This is a genomic window from Pantoea ananatis LMG 2665, assembly GCF_000710035.2.
GTDB lineage: Bacteria > Pseudomonadota > Gammaproteobacteria > Enterobacterales > Enterobacteriaceae > Pantoea > Pantoea ananatis.
In genome coordinates, this window is sequence record NZ_JMJJ01000005.1 from 82,198 (window position 1) to 97,132 (window position 14,935).

The window sequence follows — 14,935 nt, forward strand, 5'->3', positions numbered from 1 at the left end:
AAAGAACGGTTACATCATGCGCACAGGCTGGAAGAGAGTATGCGCTGCCAGATGAAGCAGCGCTATGGTAGCCTGGCGGCGCGCGGCTGATAAGCGCGCCGGGTTCAATGCTGAACTGTTCGCACAATAACCGCGCAAACCCGCTCAGGGGCGATCAGAAATAGCGCACAAACGGCGCAGTGTCGGGATGTATCACGGTGGTGTTGGATTTCAGCTGGGGCGTGCCTAAATAGAGAAAGCCCACAATAGCGTCCTGCTCACGGCAGCCAAAGGCCTCGCGCACCTGGGGATCGTCAGTCCAGGCCCCACTTCGCCAGATACCATTAAATCCCTGTGCGACCGCGGCCATTTGCATAGCCATCACGGCACAGCTTGCAGATGCAATTTGCTCCCAGCGTGGCACCTTGTGATTCAGTTCACAATGGGCCACAACCGTAATGATCATTGGGGCACGATATGGGGCCTGGCTGGCTTTATTGATGGCCTTGTCATCCAGTTGATTGTCACGTGCCGCTTTTTCCAGAAGCTGGCTTAAGCGATCGCGTCCACTGTTTTCAACTATGATAAAGCGCCACGGTTGTAAGGTGCCGTGATCGGGCGCGCGCATGGCTGCGCGCAGAATGTTATCCAGCGCCTCGCCGCCGGGAGCCGGATCCGCCAGACGGGAAGCCGAACGGCGATTAACCAGTAATTCAAGTGCATCCATGTTTTTCTCCAGTGGGGTAAAAGCATGCGTAATCCTGGCACAGGTGGATTTTTTGTAACAGTCCAGGGTGATTTCCTGCTGACTTTTGTTTCGCCGCTCTTTAGGATGAGGTCGTCAACGGAGACCTGGACCGCTAAGCGGCGATTTCCGGTTATATCAATATGGAGAGTGTGATGCGCACATTGTGGCGAATAATTGCTGGCCTGTTCCGCGGGATCTGGCGAGTGCTGAACTTTATCAGGGAATTAATTCTTAATTTGTTCCTGATTTTTTTAATTGTCGTGTGTGTCGGGATCTGGCTTCAGGTAAGTGGTTCAGGCAGTCATTCTGCTCCCATACAGCAAGGTGCGTTAAAAGTTGACCTGACCGGTGTGCTGGTCGATAAGCCTTCCGTCAGTAATCGCCTGAGCAAAATTGGCCGTCAGCTGTTAGGCACCAGCAGTGACCGACTGCAGGAAAACTCCCTGTTTGACGTGGTCGATGCGATTCGTCAGGCAAAGGATGACAGTAATATCAAAGGCATGGTGCTGGACCTGCGTGACTTTGCCGGTGGCGATCAGCCCTCGCTGCAGTATGTGGGCAAAGCGCTGCGCGAATTCAGGGAAAGCGGTAAGCCGATTTATGCGTTGGGCGACAGCTACAGCCAGGCTCAGTACTACCTTGCAAGCTATGCAACTAAAATCTACCTCTCGCCTCAGGGTACGGTTGACCTGCATGGTTTCGCCACCAACGGGTTGTACTACAAAACGCTGCTTGAAAAGCTGAAAGTCAATTCACACGTCTTCCGTGTTGGAACCTATAAGTCTGCCGTTGAGCCTTTCCTGCGCGACGATATGTCACCTGCAGCGCGCGATGCGGATACCCGTTGGGTTGGCCAACTCTGGCAAAATTACCTGAACACCGTATCGGCTAACCGTCAGATTACGCCTGAGCAGCTGTTCCCTGGTGCAACGGCCATTATCGCCGGCCTACAGGCTGTTAAAGGTGATACGGGTCAATACGCGCTGGATAACAAACTGGTCGACGTTCTGGGTTCACGGGCCGATGCCGATCAGATGTTAATCAAGACCTTTGGTTTCGATAAGCAGAGTAGCGATTATCGCAGCGTCAGTATTTATGACTACAACGTGAAACCGGACGCCACTCAGCAGAAAGGCAATATTGCCGTGATCATGGCCAGCGGCGCCATCATGGATGGCGATGAAACGCCGGGCAACGTCGGTGGCGATACCACGGCGGCGCAGATTCGTGATGCACGCCTGGATCCGAAAATCAAAGCGATCATTCTTCGGGTCAACAGCCCGGGCGGTAGCGTGACGGCCTCGGAGGCCATCCGTGCCGAACTGGCTGCAGCGAAAGCGGCCGGGAAACCGATAGTGGTGTCAATGGGCGGCATGGCGGCATCCGGTGGATACTGGATTTCAACGCCAGCCAGCTACATCATCGCCAGCCCGAGTACCCTGACCGGCTCTATTGGCATCTTCGGCGTAATTAATACCCTGGAGAACAGTCTGGCCAGTATTGGTGTGCACACGGACGGCGTGGCGACATCGCCTCTGGCGGACGTCGCCAGCACTAAGGCGCTGCCCCCCGAGGTTCAACAGCTTATGCAGTTGACCATCGAAAACGGCTATCACAACTTTGTTGGTCTGGTTGCCGCCTCGCGTCACAAAACGCCGGAGCAAATTGACGCCATCGCCCAGGGACATGTGTGGACCGGCAGTGATGCGAAAGCTAATGGCCTGGTCGATGCGCTGGGGGATTTTGATGACGCAGTGAAAAAAGCCGCTGAACTGGCGAAGGTTTCCCAGCCGCAGCTTGACTGGTACCAGGAAGATCCCGGCTTTATTGATTTGATGCTAAATCAAATGAATGCCTCCGTGCAGGCTGTTCTGCCTGACCCGATCAAAGCCTGGCTGCCTGCGCCGATGTTCGACGTAATGAGTGCAATGCGACGTCAGCCTGGCCTGTTCGACCATCTTAACGATCCACAAAACCGCTATGCCTTCTGCCTGACCTGCGGCGAAGTGCGATAAACCTCTCAGCCCGACCGCTGGTCGGGCTGCTTTTCCCTGCCATTGCCCTTATACTGCGCGTTTTACGGCAAGTCTGAGTACACCTATGCAAAAGAAAAACATTTACGTTGCCTATACGGGCGGTACTATCGGTATGCAACGTTCCGCTCAAGGTTATATTCCGGTTTCAGGTCACCTGCAGCAAGAGCTGGCAAAAATGCCGGAATTCCATCGCCCGGAAATGCCTGACTTTACGATTCACGAATATCAGCCCCTGATCGACTCGTCCGATATGACGCCTCAGGACTGGCAGTCAATTGCCGAAGATATCCGGCGTAATTACGATCGCTACGACGGTTTTGTGATTCTGCATGGCACAGATACCATGGCTTTTACCGCCTCCGCCCTGTCGTTTATGTTGGAGAACCTGGCCAAGCCTGTCATCGTAACCGGCTCGCAAATCCCCCTGGCAGAACTGCGCTCGGACGGTCAGCAAAACCTGCTGAATTCACTCTATGTCGCCGCTAACTATCCGGTTAATGAAGTGACGCTGTTTTTCAATAACACGCTCTATCGCGGTAACCGCACCACAAAAGCGCATGCTGACGGGTTTAATGCCTTTGCCTCACCCAACCTTTCTGCGCTGCTGGAAGCTGGCATCCACATTCGTCGTCTGAACACGCCACCCGCGCCACAGGGGAAAGGTGAACTCATCGTTCATACCATTACGCCACAGCCTATTGGCGTGGTTACCATTTACCCCGGTATTTCCGCCGATGTGGTGCGCAACTTCCTGCGCCAGCCGGTTAAAGCCCTTATTCTGCGCTCTTATGGCGTGGGTAATGCGCCGCAGAACGCTGAGTTTCTCTCTGAACTGCAGCAGGCCAGCGAGCGCGGCATTGTGGTCGTTAACCTGACGCAGTGTATTTCCGGCAAAGTTAACATGGGCGGCTACGCGACGGGCAATGCGCTGGAGCATGCAGGCGTGATCAGCGGTTTTGATCTGACGGTAGAAGCGGCCCTGACCAAACTTCACTATCTGTTAAGTCAGGATCTTTCAAGCGAGCAAATCCGTGCCAAAATGCAGCAAAACCTGCGTGGCGAACTGACAGAAGACTAAAACGGAGCAAACGGGAATGAAACGGGCACTGATCATTATCGATATTCAGAACGACTTCTGCCCCGGCGGCCCAATGGCCGTGAGAGAAGGCGATCACACCGTCGCGGTAGCAAATCGCTATGCCCGTGCCTTTCATGAGAAAGGCGAATGCGTAGTGGCCTTGCAGGACTGGCACCCGGCCAATCATGGCAGCTTTGCTTCTGTCTCGGGCGAGCCGGTTTATACCCTGGGTGAGCTCAACGGTTTGCCTCAAATCTGGTGGCCCGATCATGGTGTTCAGCATTCGGCGGGCGCTGATTTTCATCCTGGTCTCGATCGCAGCCTGTTTGATGCTGTTTTTCACAAGGGCCAGGATCAGGATGTCGACAGCTACAGCGCTTTTTTTGATAACGGCCATCGCCGTAAAACGGAGCTGGACAGCTGGTTACGTGAACGCGGCATCAGCCATCTGGTTATGCTGGGGCTGGCAACCGATTACTGTGTGAAATACAGCGTTCTGGATGCACTGGAACTGGGCTATCAGGTGGACGTGGTCGCCGAAGGCTGCCGCGGGGTGAATTTGAATCCTGAAGACAGCGACATCGCACTGGCCCAGATGGCCGCCCAGGGTGCGGTCATTGTCTGACGTGCTCCGGGCTGGCAGCGTGCCAGCCCGTCATCCACGCTAAACGCTTCTGTCAGCACCCTGACAGAAGCACCTTATCAGACTTAATGCAGGTTGATACGCGTGACATCTGGTTCGATACCAAACTCTTCTTTCAGCTGCCTTTTCGATTTGGTGACCATCTCACCGTCTTTTCCGATGGTCATATGCTGAGGTGCATCGTTATGACGTGCCTGCCACATCATCACCAGTTGCAGGCTGTTATCACGCTGCTGCTGGGTAAGCGCTACGCCGTCCGGCCATTTTCCGGTTTCAACGGCCACAACCAGACGCTCATAAATTTCAGGCGTCAGGGCTTCAAGCATGGCTTCAAGTTGCTGTTTCATGATTATCCTTGGGTCTCCTCACCTTGCTGATCTGTAAAGTTCAGCGAGGCAGAATTGACGCAGTAACGCTCGCCTGTCGGCTGGGGGCCATCCGGGAAAACATGCCCCAGGTGCGCATCACAGCTGCCACAGCGGATTTCGATGCGCTGCATACCATGGGAATTATCTTCCAGATAGCGAATGGCCTCATCGCTTACTGGCTGATAAAAACTCGGCCAGCCACAACCTGAATCGTACTTGGTATCAGACAAAAACAACGGCGCATTGCAGACCAGGCAGTGATAAATTCCTTCCTGCTTGTTATGCAGCAGGGCACCGCTGTAAGGCGGCTCCGTTCCTCGCTGTTGAGTCACATAGCGTTGCATCTCAGTCAGTTGGGCAATTTTTGCTTCGGGTGCGGTTTCTTTAGGCATTTGAGCAATTCCGGGATGTCATTCTGTAAAAATCGACTAGTATTCTAACAAACGATCAACATTAATCGGGTCTTTTTTTGTGCTCAACCCTTCAGTCAGTATCTCACAAGGTGGATTTGTGAACTCGATCACCTTTTCTCTGGCATATCCCTATATATTCGGCGAAGGATTCAACAGAGCACGCCGTTTACCGCTGAGCGCAAGCGGTTGCGGCCCCAATAATTCCTGTCTGGTGGATTGACCTGTCGCAACAATTGACACGATTCCGCTTGACGCCTGGTAAGGTTTTTGTAATTTTACAGCCAACCTTTTATTCACTAACAACTAGCTGGTGGAATATATGACTATCAAAGTAGGTATCAACGGTTTTGGCCGTATCGGTCGCATCGTTTTCCGTGCTGCTCAACAGCGCTCTGACATCGAAATCGTTGCTATCAACGACCTGCTGGACGCTGATTACATGGCGTACATGCTGAAGTACGACTCTACTCACGGCCGCTTCGACGGCACCGTTGAAGTACAGGACGGCGCTCTGGTTGTTAACGGTAAGAAAATCCGCGTTACTGCTGAGAGAGATCCGGCTAACCTGAAGTGGGATGAAGTCGGCGTTGACGTTGTTGCTGAAGCAACCGGTATCTTCCTGACCGACGAAACGGCACGTAAGCACATCACTGCGGGTGCTAAGAAAGTCGTTCTGACCGGTCCGTCTAAAGATGACACCCCAATGTTTGTTCGTGGTGCAAACTTCGACAAATACCAGGGCCAGGACATCGTGTCTAACGCCTCTTGTACCACTAACTGCCTGGCACCACTGGCTAAAGTGATCAATGACAAGTTCGGTATCGTGGAAGGTCTGATGACCACCGTTCACGCAACGACTGCAACGCAGAAAACCGTTGATGGCCCGTCTCACAAAGACTGGCGTGGCGGTCGTGGCGCGTCTCAGAACATCATCCCTTCATCTACCGGTGCGGCCAAAGCCGTAGGTAAAGTGCTGCCAGAACTGAATGGCAAGCTGACAGGTATGGCGTTCCGCGTTCCGACGCCAAACGTTTCTGTTGTTGACCTGACCGTTCGTCTGGAAAAAGCCGCATCTTACAAAGAAATCTGTGCAGCGATCAAAGCAGCAGCAGAAGGCGAAATGAAAGACGTGCTGGGCTACGTTGAAGACGACGTGGTTTCTACCGACTTCAACGGCGAAGTGCTGACTTCAGTATTTGATGCGAAAGCGGGTATCGCGCTGAATGACAACTTCGTTAAACTGGTTTCCTGGTACGATAACGAAACCGGTTATTCAAACAAAGTTCTCGACCTGATTGCGCTGGTTTCTGCTAAATAAGGCAGCCAGACACTAAAGAATAAGGGTGACTTCGGTCACCCTTTTTTTGATCCCTTTCGTAAGGAGTCGGGCATGCAAGACAAACTTTTTTCTCTTCCCGTCATTAAACAGATTACGCCTTACCTGTCACAGCGTCAGGTGGGCGAACTTCCGACTATCGTCGTCAGTCATCCCCGCGTGCGCGCAGCTATCACGTTACAGGGCGCGCATCTCATCGCCTGGCAGCCCAGCGGGGAGAAACCTGTCCTGTGGCTAAGTGACAAAAGCCCCTTCTCACCAGGCAAAGCGATTCGAGGCGGCATTCCCATTTGCTGGCCCTGGTTTGGCCCCGCAGGTGAACCCGCACACGGTTTTGCCCGTAACCAGTCGTGGACGCTGTCCGCCCATGACGAAAACGAAGATGGCGTTATCTTGACGCTGGTGCTGGAAAGTAATCCGCAAACCTTAAAGCTGTGGCCACATGAATTCACGTTAATCGCCCGTTTCCGCCTGGGGCAGCACTGTGAGATCGAACTGGAAGCCTATGGCGACTACATGTCCACCGCCGCCCTGCACAGCTACTTTAACGTGGCGGATATCAACGGCGTAGAGGTGTCGGGTCTGGGTGAGCACTATATCGACAAGGTTAACGACAATCAGCCAGGCACGGGCGACGGCAAACAGCGCTTTACCACCCGGGTTGACCGTATTTTCACCTCGGCCAATGACTGTTCGGTGATTAACGATCAGGCTGGAAAGCGCCAGATTGAAGTCTATCACCACCATCATAGTGACGTTGTCACGTGGAACCCCGGCGTCGAACTCTCCTGCAGTATGACGGACATGCCCAACGAAGGGTATAAAACCATGGTGTGCGTGGAAACGGCGCGAATCAGCAAACCGTTACGCAGCGCGGGCGAAAAACCGGCCCGGCTGGCCACCACGATCCGTCTGAAAGGGAAAGTGAATTAACGCTTAATTCACACCACGTCCAGGGGCATTTTATGCCGCGGTGGCGGGAAAGCCTTGTCGATCAGGAAACACGCCTCATCACTCAGGGTGATATCCAGTGCCGCGGCATTTTCCCGGACGTGCTCAAGGGAACTGGCTTTAGGAATAGCCATCACGCCGGGAGCGCGGATTACCCACGCCAGAAGCAGCTGTGCAACCGTCACGCCTTTCTGCTGAGCCAAAGCGACCAGCGTGGGCTCAGAAAACAAATGGCTGCGCAGCCGCCCTGCCTGTGCCAACGGACAGTATGCCATGATCGGCACAGCACGCTGCTGACACTGCGGTAACAGGTCGTACTCAATACCGCGAGAGGCGAGATGGTAAAGGACCTGATTCGTCGCACATGCTTCGCCCCCGGGTTCGGCCCAGAGCTCGTCCATATCATCGCTGTCAAAATTTGAAACGCCCCAGTGAACAATCTTCCCCTGCTGTTGAAGCCTTTGCATGGCGCGAATCGTCTCTTCCAACGGGACGCTGCCGCGCCAGTGCAGCAGATAGAGATCAATACGGTCGGTTTGCAAACGGCGCAGGCTGGCTTCGCAGGCCGCTATCGCATCATCTTCACCGGCATTCCATGGGTAGACTTTCGATACCAGCAGCGCGCTATCGCGGCGCCCTTTTAATGCCTCGCCGACCACCTCTTCCGCTCTGCCATCGGCATACATTTCTGCCGTATCGATAATTTTCAGGCCTGCATCCAGACCCGCCTGAAGCGCTGTGACTTCCTGCTGACGGCGAGCGCTGTCCTCGCCCATGTACCAGGTTCCGAGGCCAATAGCCGGGATGCCCTGGTGACCCGCAACATCGAGACGTTGTGCCATTTGACTCTCCTGCACTGTTGTAGAGCAGACAAACGATCAGAGGGCAACGCCTGCCCTCTTAGGGTGCAAATCAGAAGCTGTAACTGACACCGGTCCAGATTGTGAACTGCCCACTTTTATCGACCATAGGGCTGTCTTTGATTTCACTGGCAAAACGCGTATAGCGACCGGACAGGTTGGCATTCCACTGCGGCGTAATACTGTAGCTGGCGTTCAGCTCAGCATAGGGCGACCAGCTGTCATCAGGATGGTAGCGGCTGATGCCGGTGCGATCGCTCTCATTGCCGGAAACACCATAGTAGTAGCGGTTTTGGTTCGCGCTGTTCCACATCGCCCCGATGCCCGGTGTCAGGGTAAAGTCACCGAAGTTGAAGCGGTAGAGATAGGTCAGGTCCCAGATGATCCCGTTGCTGTTGTTGAGCAGGTCGCCCAGCAGTGAGGTACGGATAATCCCCCAGTCTGCAGTATGTCGGTAGGTTGCCCCGCCCATCAGCGTCATACGGCGCTTATCCAGCCCTTTCATATCCCCCAGATCGTTATCACCGGGGTCATACTCCTGGGGCGAGCCGAGCAGGGTCAGAGACAGCTGATCCTGCGGGTCTTTCCACAGGTAATAGCCGCCCTGCAGCGTGTTAAACCAGAAGTTTTCTCCTTCATAATTGATGATGGGCACCGGCAAATAGCGGTCCTGCCCACCCCGGTAAGGCGACTGGGCATAAATCACTGATGCGCCAAGCGATAAAGGTGCGGCCTGTACTGAATGCCCCAGAAAATAACAAGGGATAAGCGCGATAAGCGTGTTAAGTTTGAATTGGTTCACAATTTATTCATTCCATAAATATAACAATCACTCATACAGTCTAACGCTTTTTACAGACTGAATTAACCTTATATGAAAATCATCTACCGCATTTATGGCGGAATGTGGCATAACCGGGTTGGAGGCATCACAAATTCGCCATTACCCTGTCAAAAAGGTTTCGCAACAAAATGATTTTGTTATTGATATGTGGCTCACTAATCAAAAATCTATGATGAAATTTTCTGAATGCCTTCTACAGTTAAACTTAATACCCGAGGTTTTGTTGCAAGAGTGTCGCCATAAATGTTGTGCATCCCGATAACAATGATCAGGTTGGCATAAGGGTTGCTGTACTAACAGATAATATCTTCCGGGAGCTGTACGAGCACTGATTATTGCTCCTTTACCTGTGCTAAAAACGAAAGGACGGGCATCGCTATGAATATATTCGATCATTATCGTCAGCGTTATGAAGCTGCCAAGGACGAAGAGTTCACACTGCAGGAATTTCTGACAATCTGTAAACAGGATCGCAGTGCATACGCCAACGCCGCAGAGCGACTGTTAATGGCAATCGGTGAACCCGTGATGGTGGACACCGCTCAGGAGCCACGTCTTTCCAGAATCTTTTCTAACCGGGTAATGGGCCGTTACCCGGCGTTCGAAGAGTTTTACGGTATGGAAGAAGCGATTGAACAGATCGTCTCTTATTTGAAACACGCGGCACAAGGCCTTGAAGAGAAGAAACAAATTCTCTATCTGCTGGGTCCGGTCGGGGGCGGTAAATCCTCGCTGGCGGAACGTCTCAAATCCCTGATGCAACGCGTTCCTATCTATGTGTTGAGCGCCGATGGCGAACGGAGCCCGGTTAACGATCATCCACTGTGCCTGTTCAATCCTCAGGAAGACGCCAATATTCTGGAGAAAGAGTACGGCGTGCCGCGCCGCTACCTTGGCACCATTATGTCGCCATGGGCGGCTAAACGCCTCCATGATTTCGGCGGGGATATCACCCGCTTTAAAGTGGTGAAAGTGTGGCCGTCGATTCTGGAGCAGTTAGCCATTGCTAAAACAGAGCCGGGCGACGAAAACAACCAGGATATCTCCGCGCTGGTCGGTAAGGTGGACATTCGTAAACTGGAAAACCATGCGCAGAACGATCCCGATGCTTACGGCTACTCGGGCGCGCTGTGCCGGGCTAACCAAGGCATCATGGAATTTGTGGAGATGTTTAAAGCACCGATTAAAGTGCTACATCCCCTGTTGACCGCCACCCAGGAAGGTAACTACAACGGTACCGAAGGCATTTCCGCCCTGCCGTTTAACGGTATCATTCTGGCCCACTCGAACGAATCTGAGTGGGTAACGTTCCGCAACAACAAAAACAACGAGGCGTTCCTTGACCGTGTGTATATTGTTAAGGTGCCTTACTGCCTGCGCGTGTCCGAAGAGATTAAGATTTATGAGAAGCTGCTGAACCACAGTGAGCTGTCTACCGCGCCTTGCGCACCCGGCACCCTGGAAACGCTGGCGAGATTCTCCATCCTTTCGCGACTTAAGGACCCGGATAACTCCAGTATCTACTCAAAAATGCGTGTGTATGACGGTGAAAGCCTGAAAGATACCGATCCTAAGGCGAAGTCCTGGCAGGAGTATCATGATTACGCCGGCGTTGACGAAGGGATGAACGGGCTGTCAACGCGTTTCGCCTTTAAGATTCTGTCCCGCGTCTTCAACTTCGATCACACTGAAGTGGCAGCCAACCCTGTTCACCTGTTTTATGTGCTGGAGCAGCAAATTGAACGCGAGCAGTTCCCACAGGAGCAGGCGGAAAAATACCTTGAGCACCTTAAAGGTTATTTAATTCCGAAATACGCTGAGTTTATTGGCAAAGAGATTCAGACGGCTTATCTGGAATCCTATTCCGAATATGGTCAGAATATTTTCGATCGCTATGTTACCTATGCCGACTTCTGGATCCAGGATCAGGAATATCGTGACCCTGACACCGGACAGCTTTTTGACCGTGAGTCGCTCAATGCGGAACTGGAGAAAATCGAGAAGCCTGCCGGGATTAGTAATCCTAAAGACTTCCGTAATGAAATTGTCAATTTTGTGCTGCGTGCGCGTGCGCACAATAACGGTCGCAATCCAAACTGGACCAGTTATGAGAAACTGCGTACGGTGATTGAGAAAAAAATGTTCTCGAATACCGAGGAGCTGTTGCCGGTTATTTCGTTTAACACGAAAACCTCTACGGATGAGCAGAAGAAACACGATGATTTTGTCGATCGCATGATGGAAAAAGGCTATACCCGCAAACAGGTTCGCCTGCTGTGTGAATGGTATCTGCGCGTGCGTAAATCGTCCTGATCAGAGTCTGTAAGCAAACCGGTGCGGGATAGCACCGGTCTCTTAAGGTCGGGACAACCCGGCCTGCTTGCAATGTAGTTTGGGGGAACATCATGGCCTATTTTATCGATCGCCGACTAAACGGTAAAAACAAGAGCGCGGTCAACCGCCAGCGCTTCTTGCGTCGTTACAAGTCTCAGATTAAGCAGTCGATCTCCGAGGCCATTAACAAACGCTCGGTCACCGACGTCAGCAGTGGCGAATCCGTTTCTATTCCGATTGATGACATCAACGAACCGATTTTCCATCAGGGACGCGGCGGGCAGCGCCACCGCGTCCATCCCGGTAACGATCACTTTGTGCAAAATGACCGCGTGGAGCGGCCGCAGGGCGGCGGTGGCAGCGGTTCAGGCCAGGGCAACGCCGGTCAGGACGGTGAAGGTCAGGATGAGTTTGTTTTTCAGATTTCTAAAGACGAATATCTGGACCTGCTGTTTGAAGACCTGGCCCTGCCCAACCTGCGTAAAAACCAGCATCGCCAGCTGAATGAGTATAAAACCCACCGCGCCGGTTTTACGTCTAATGGCGTACCGGCCAACATCAGCGTGGTACGCTCGCTACAGAACTCGCTGGCGCGCCGTACGGCGATGACCGCAGGTAAGCGCCGCCAGTTGCATGAGCTTGAGGATGCGCTGACGACGGTTGAAAAATCTGAACCGGCTCAGTTGCTCGAAGAGGAGCGCTTACGCAAAGAAATTGCCGAGCTGCGAGCACGTATCGATCGGGTGCCCTTCATTGATACGTTTGATTTACGCTATAAAAATTTTGAAAAACGCCCTGAACCGTCCAGCCAGGCCGTGATGTTCTGTCTGATGGACGTTTCGGGTTCAATGGACCAGGCCACCAAGGACATGGCAAAACGTTTTTATATTTTGCTCTATCTGTTCCTGAGTCGAACCTATAAAAATGTCGAGGTGGTCTACATTCGCCACCATACTCAGGCGAAAGAAGTTGATGAGCAGGAGTTTTTCTACTCACAGGAAACCGGCGGCACTATCGTGTCGAGTGCCCTTAAGCTCATGGATGACGTGGTGAAAGAACGTTACGATCCGGCACAGTGGAATATCTATGCCGCGCAGGCCTCTGATGGCGACAACTGGGCCGACGATTCCCCCCTGTGCCACGAAATTCTGGCAAAGAACATTTTACCGGTCGTCCGTTACTACACCTACATTGAAATCACGCGTCGCGCGCATCAGACACTGTGGCGCGAATATGAACATCTGCAGTCTGTATTTGATAACTTTGCGATCCAGCACATTCGCGAGCCGGAGGATATCTATCCGGTCTTCCGTGAACTGTTTCACAAGCAGGCGATGGAAGCCTGACACATCAAGCCGACGCTCTGTCGGCTTTTTTTTTGCGTAATAACCTGTTAAAACATGGCCTTTCCTGCAACAACTCCTCCAACTCCTCTATTAATATCGTTTAACCGGATTAACCAAGGCATTAGCAATTGATATAAATTGCAAAATGACCATGACAACTCATTGATAAAACATTATCTTGCAGAGATAGCATGGATGTTTCTACACATTAGCTGACATTGACTGCCGAATCTCAGGAGACCGCGTTTGAACCACACTATTGTTTATAGTCTTTTTATTATTGGCTCCGTGCTGGTTGCGTCGAGTATCTTACTCAGCTCTTTTTCATCCCGTCTTGGCATTCCTATTCTGGTGATATTTCTGGCACTGGGCATGCTGGCCGGCGTGGATGGCATTGGCGGCATCGCCTTCGATAACTATCCCGCCGCTTACCTTATCTCTAACCTTGCCCTGGCGATTATCCTGCTGGACGGTGGGATGCGTACCAAAGCCAGCTCCTTCAAGGTGGCGCTGGGGCCGGCCCTGTCACTGGCAACGGTAGGCGTAATGATTACGGCTGGCCTGACCGGCGTGGCCGCGGCCTGGCTCTTCAGGCTGGATATGATGCAGGGCTTTCTGATCGGTGCCATTATTGGCTCTACCGATGCGGCAGCCGTTTTTTCACTGCTTGGGGATAAAGGCCTGAACGAACGCGTCAGCTCAACGCTGGAAATTGAGTCAGGCAGCAACGATCCCATGGCCGTGTTTCTCACTATCACGCTGATTGAAATGATCGAGCAGGGCAAAACCGGTCTTGACTGGATGTTTCTCGTGCATCTCATCCAACAGTTCGGCCTGGGCATCGTACTTGGACTGGGCGGCGGCTGGGCCCTGCAGCAGCTCATAAACCGCATCAACCTGGCACCCGGCCTGTATCCCTTGTTGGCACTCAGCGGTGGGATTCTGGTGTTCGCCCTGACAACGGTGCTGGAAGGCAGCGGCATTCTGGCCGTGTATCTGTGCGGCTTTTTACTGGGTAACAGCCCCATCCGTAACCGATTTGGCATTCTGCAAACCTTTGACGGTATGGCGTGGCTCAGTCAGATAGGGATGTTTATCGTGCTGGGCCTGTTGGTCACACCTTCCGATCTCTGGCATATTGCGGTTCCGGCAATGATCCTCTCCCTGTGGTTGATTTTGGTTGCGCGCCCCCTCTCCGTGTTTATCGGCCTGTTGCCCTTCCGCGGTTTTACAGGCCGTGAACGGATTTTTATCAGCTGGGTCGGCCTGCGGGGCGCGGTTCCGATCATCCTGGCGGTATTCCCGATGATGGCCGGACTTGAAAACGCATCACTCTATTTCAACATCGCCTTCTTTGTCGTGCTGGTCTCCCTGATGCTGCAGGGCACCTCGCTGGGCTATGCGGCAAAAAAAGCCAAAGTGGTGGTACCTCCCACGGCATCGCCTGTCAGCCGAATTGGCTTAGATATCCACCCGGAAAATCCCTGGGAGCAGTTTGTTTACCAGCTCAGTGCCGACAAATGGTGCGTGGGCGCTGCGCTGCGTGATTTACAGATGCCGCGTGAAACCCGCATTGCTGCCCTGTTTCGGGATAATGTGCTGATGCATCCCAACGGGGCGACACGATTAAAAGAAAACGACGTTATCTGCGTGATTGGACGTGAGCGTGACCTGCCTGCGCTAGGAAAAATGTTCAGTCAGTCGCCGCCCGTCGCGCTGGACCAGCGTTTCTTTGGTGACTTTATTCTGGATGCCGACGCGCGCCTGAACGACGTGGCGCAAATTTACGGCCTTGAACTGGACGAACAGACCAATGCTCAACAATCGCTCGGGCAGCTGATGCTTGGCATGCTGGGTGGCACGCCCGTCGTGGGCGATCAGGTTGAATGGAATCAACTGACCTGGACCGTGGCGGAAAAAGAAGATAATCAGATTGTGAAAATTGGTGTGCGCCCAAGTGAAGACAAAGAATAATCTTACTTCGCTGGCGCGTTAAATG

The 14,935-nt window shown here is 52.9% G+C and carries 13 protein-coding genes; 8 read left to right on the forward strand and 5 right to left on the reverse strand.

The annotated features are described in order from the left end of the window. Nucleotides 1–154: 154 nt before the first annotated feature. Nucleotides 155–706, reverse strand: coding sequence for an NAD(P)H nitroreductase (locus EL29_RS08330; protein WP_013025980.1), 552 nt, complete (start codon nt 704–706; stop codon nt 155–157). Nucleotides 707–879: 173 nt separating this feature from the next. Here EL29_RS08330 and sppA point away from each other — a divergent pair, with 173 nt between their 5' ends. From sppA to pncA, 3 genes are all read left to right on the forward strand, one after another. Then, on the forward strand, nt 880–2,742 hold the full coding sequence (sppA, locus tag EL29_RS08335) for a signal peptide peptidase SppA (protein ID WP_014605713.1): 1,863 nt from the start codon (nt 880–882) through the stop codon (nt 2,740–2,742). Between the two features lie 85 nt (nt 2,743–2,827). Beyond that, complete coding sequence (gene ansA / locus EL29_RS08340) at nt 2,828–3,841, forward strand: asparaginase (protein ID WP_013025982.1); 1,014 nt, start codon at nt 2,828–2,830, stop codon at nt 3,839–3,841. A 16-nt stretch (nt 3,842–3,857) separates the two neighbouring features. Then, the gene (gene pncA / locus EL29_RS08345) at nt 3,858–4,466 is read left to right on the forward strand and encodes a bifunctional nicotinamidase/pyrazinamidase (protein WP_013025983.1); all 609 of its coding nucleotides are present in this window, start codon (nt 3,858–3,860) and stop codon (nt 4,464–4,466) included. An 83-nt stretch (nt 4,467–4,549) separates the two neighbouring features. On the opposite strand, the gene EL29_RS08350 is transcribed toward pncA, so the two are convergent. Together EL29_RS08350 and msrB are read right to left on the reverse strand one after the other, a co-directional pair. Continuing rightward, entirely contained in the window at nt 4,550–4,831 is a 282-nt protein-coding gene (locus tag EL29_RS08350) for a YeaC family protein (RefSeq protein WP_013025984.1), read from the reverse strand. A gap of 2 nt (nt 4,832–4,833) precedes the next feature. Next, complete coding sequence (msrB, locus tag EL29_RS08355) at nt 4,834–5,244, reverse strand: peptide-methionine (R)-S-oxide reductase MsrB (protein ID WP_013025986.1); 411 nt, start codon at nt 5,242–5,244, stop codon at nt 4,834–4,836. A 340-nt stretch (nt 5,245–5,584) separates the two neighbouring features. Between msrB and gapA the strand changes: the two genes are divergently transcribed. Together gapA and EL29_RS08365 are read left to right on the forward strand one after the other, a co-directional pair. After that, nucleotides 5,585–6,583: a glyceraldehyde-3-phosphate dehydrogenase gene (gene gapA / locus EL29_RS08360; RefSeq protein WP_014593833.1), complete on the forward strand. Its 999-nt coding sequence runs from the start codon at nt 5,585–5,587 to the stop codon at nt 6,581–6,583. A gap of 72 nt (nt 6,584–6,655) precedes the next feature. Beyond that, nucleotides 6,656–7,534: a D-hexose-6-phosphate mutarotase gene (locus EL29_RS08365; protein WP_013025988.1), complete on the forward strand. Its 879-nt coding sequence runs from the start codon at nt 6,656–6,658 to the stop codon at nt 7,532–7,534. Nucleotides 7,535–7,542: 8 nt separating this feature from the next. On the opposite strand, the gene EL29_RS08370 is transcribed toward EL29_RS08365, so the two are convergent. Continuing rightward, nucleotides 7,543–8,394, reverse strand: coding sequence for an aldo/keto reductase (locus tag EL29_RS08370; protein ID WP_014593834.1), 852 nt, complete (start codon nt 8,392–8,394; stop codon nt 7,543–7,545). Between the two features lie 70 nt (nt 8,395–8,464). After that, entirely contained in the window at nt 8,465–9,214 is a 750-nt protein-coding gene (locus EL29_RS08375) for a MipA/OmpV family protein (protein ID WP_013025990.1), read from the reverse strand. 420 nt (nt 9,215–9,634) lie between these two features. Between EL29_RS08375 and yeaG the strand changes: the two genes are divergently transcribed. From yeaG to EL29_RS08390, 3 genes are all read left to right on the forward strand, one after another. Next, a complete protein-coding gene (gene yeaG / locus EL29_RS08380; protein ID WP_014593835.1) occupies nt 9,635–11,569 on the forward strand; it encodes a protein kinase YeaG in 1,935 nt (644 codons plus the stop codon). A gap of 92 nt (nt 11,570–11,661) precedes the next feature. Beyond that, nucleotides 11,662–12,936, forward strand: a complete 1,275-nt coding sequence (locus tag EL29_RS08385; protein ID WP_013025992.1) for a YeaH/YhbH family protein — start codon at nt 11,662–11,664, stop codon at nt 12,934–12,936. A 246-nt stretch (nt 12,937–13,182) separates the two neighbouring features. Next, nucleotides 13,183–14,910, forward strand: coding sequence for a potassium/proton antiporter (locus tag EL29_RS08390; RefSeq protein ID WP_013025993.1), 1,728 nt, complete (start codon nt 13,183–13,185; stop codon nt 14,908–14,910). Nucleotides 14,911–14,935 lie beyond the last annotated feature (25 nt).

Bases quoted from the DNA above. Each gene is read 5' to 3' on its own strand.
- EL29_RS08330 (WP_013025980.1), bottom strand. From the start codon at position 706: ATGGATGCACTTGAATTACTGGTTAATCGCCGTTCGGCTTCCCGTCTG.
- sppA (WP_014605713.1), top strand. From the start codon at position 880: ATGCGCACATTGTGGCGAATAATTGCTGGCCTGTTCCGCGGGATCTGG.
- ansA (WP_013025982.1), top strand. From the start codon at position 2,828: ATGCAAAAGAAAAACATTTACGTTGCCTATACGGGCGGTACTATCGGT.
- pncA (WP_013025983.1), top strand. From the start codon at position 3,858: ATGAAACGGGCACTGATCATTATCGATATTCAGAACGACTTCTGCCCC.
- EL29_RS08350 (WP_013025984.1), bottom strand. From the start codon at position 4,831: ATGAAACAGCAACTTGAAGCCATGCTTGAAGCCCTGACGCCTGAAATT.
- msrB (WP_013025986.1), bottom strand. From the start codon at position 5,244: ATGCCTAAAGAAACCGCACCCGAAGCAAAAATTGCCCAACTGACTGAG.
- gapA (WP_014593833.1), top strand. From the start codon at position 5,585: ATGACTATCAAAGTAGGTATCAACGGTTTTGGCCGTATCGGTCGCATC.
- EL29_RS08365 (WP_013025988.1), top strand. From the start codon at position 6,656: ATGCAAGACAAACTTTTTTCTCTTCCCGTCATTAAACAGATTACGCCT.
- EL29_RS08370 (WP_014593834.1), bottom strand. From the start codon at position 8,394: ATGGCACAACGTCTCGATGTTGCGGGTCACCAGGGCATCCCGGCTATT.
- yeaG (WP_014593835.1), top strand. From the start codon at position 9,635: ATGAATATATTCGATCATTATCGTCAGCGTTATGAAGCTGCCAAGGAC.
- EL29_RS08385 (WP_013025992.1), top strand. From the start codon at position 11,662: ATGGCCTATTTTATCGATCGCCGACTAAACGGTAAAAACAAGAGCGCG.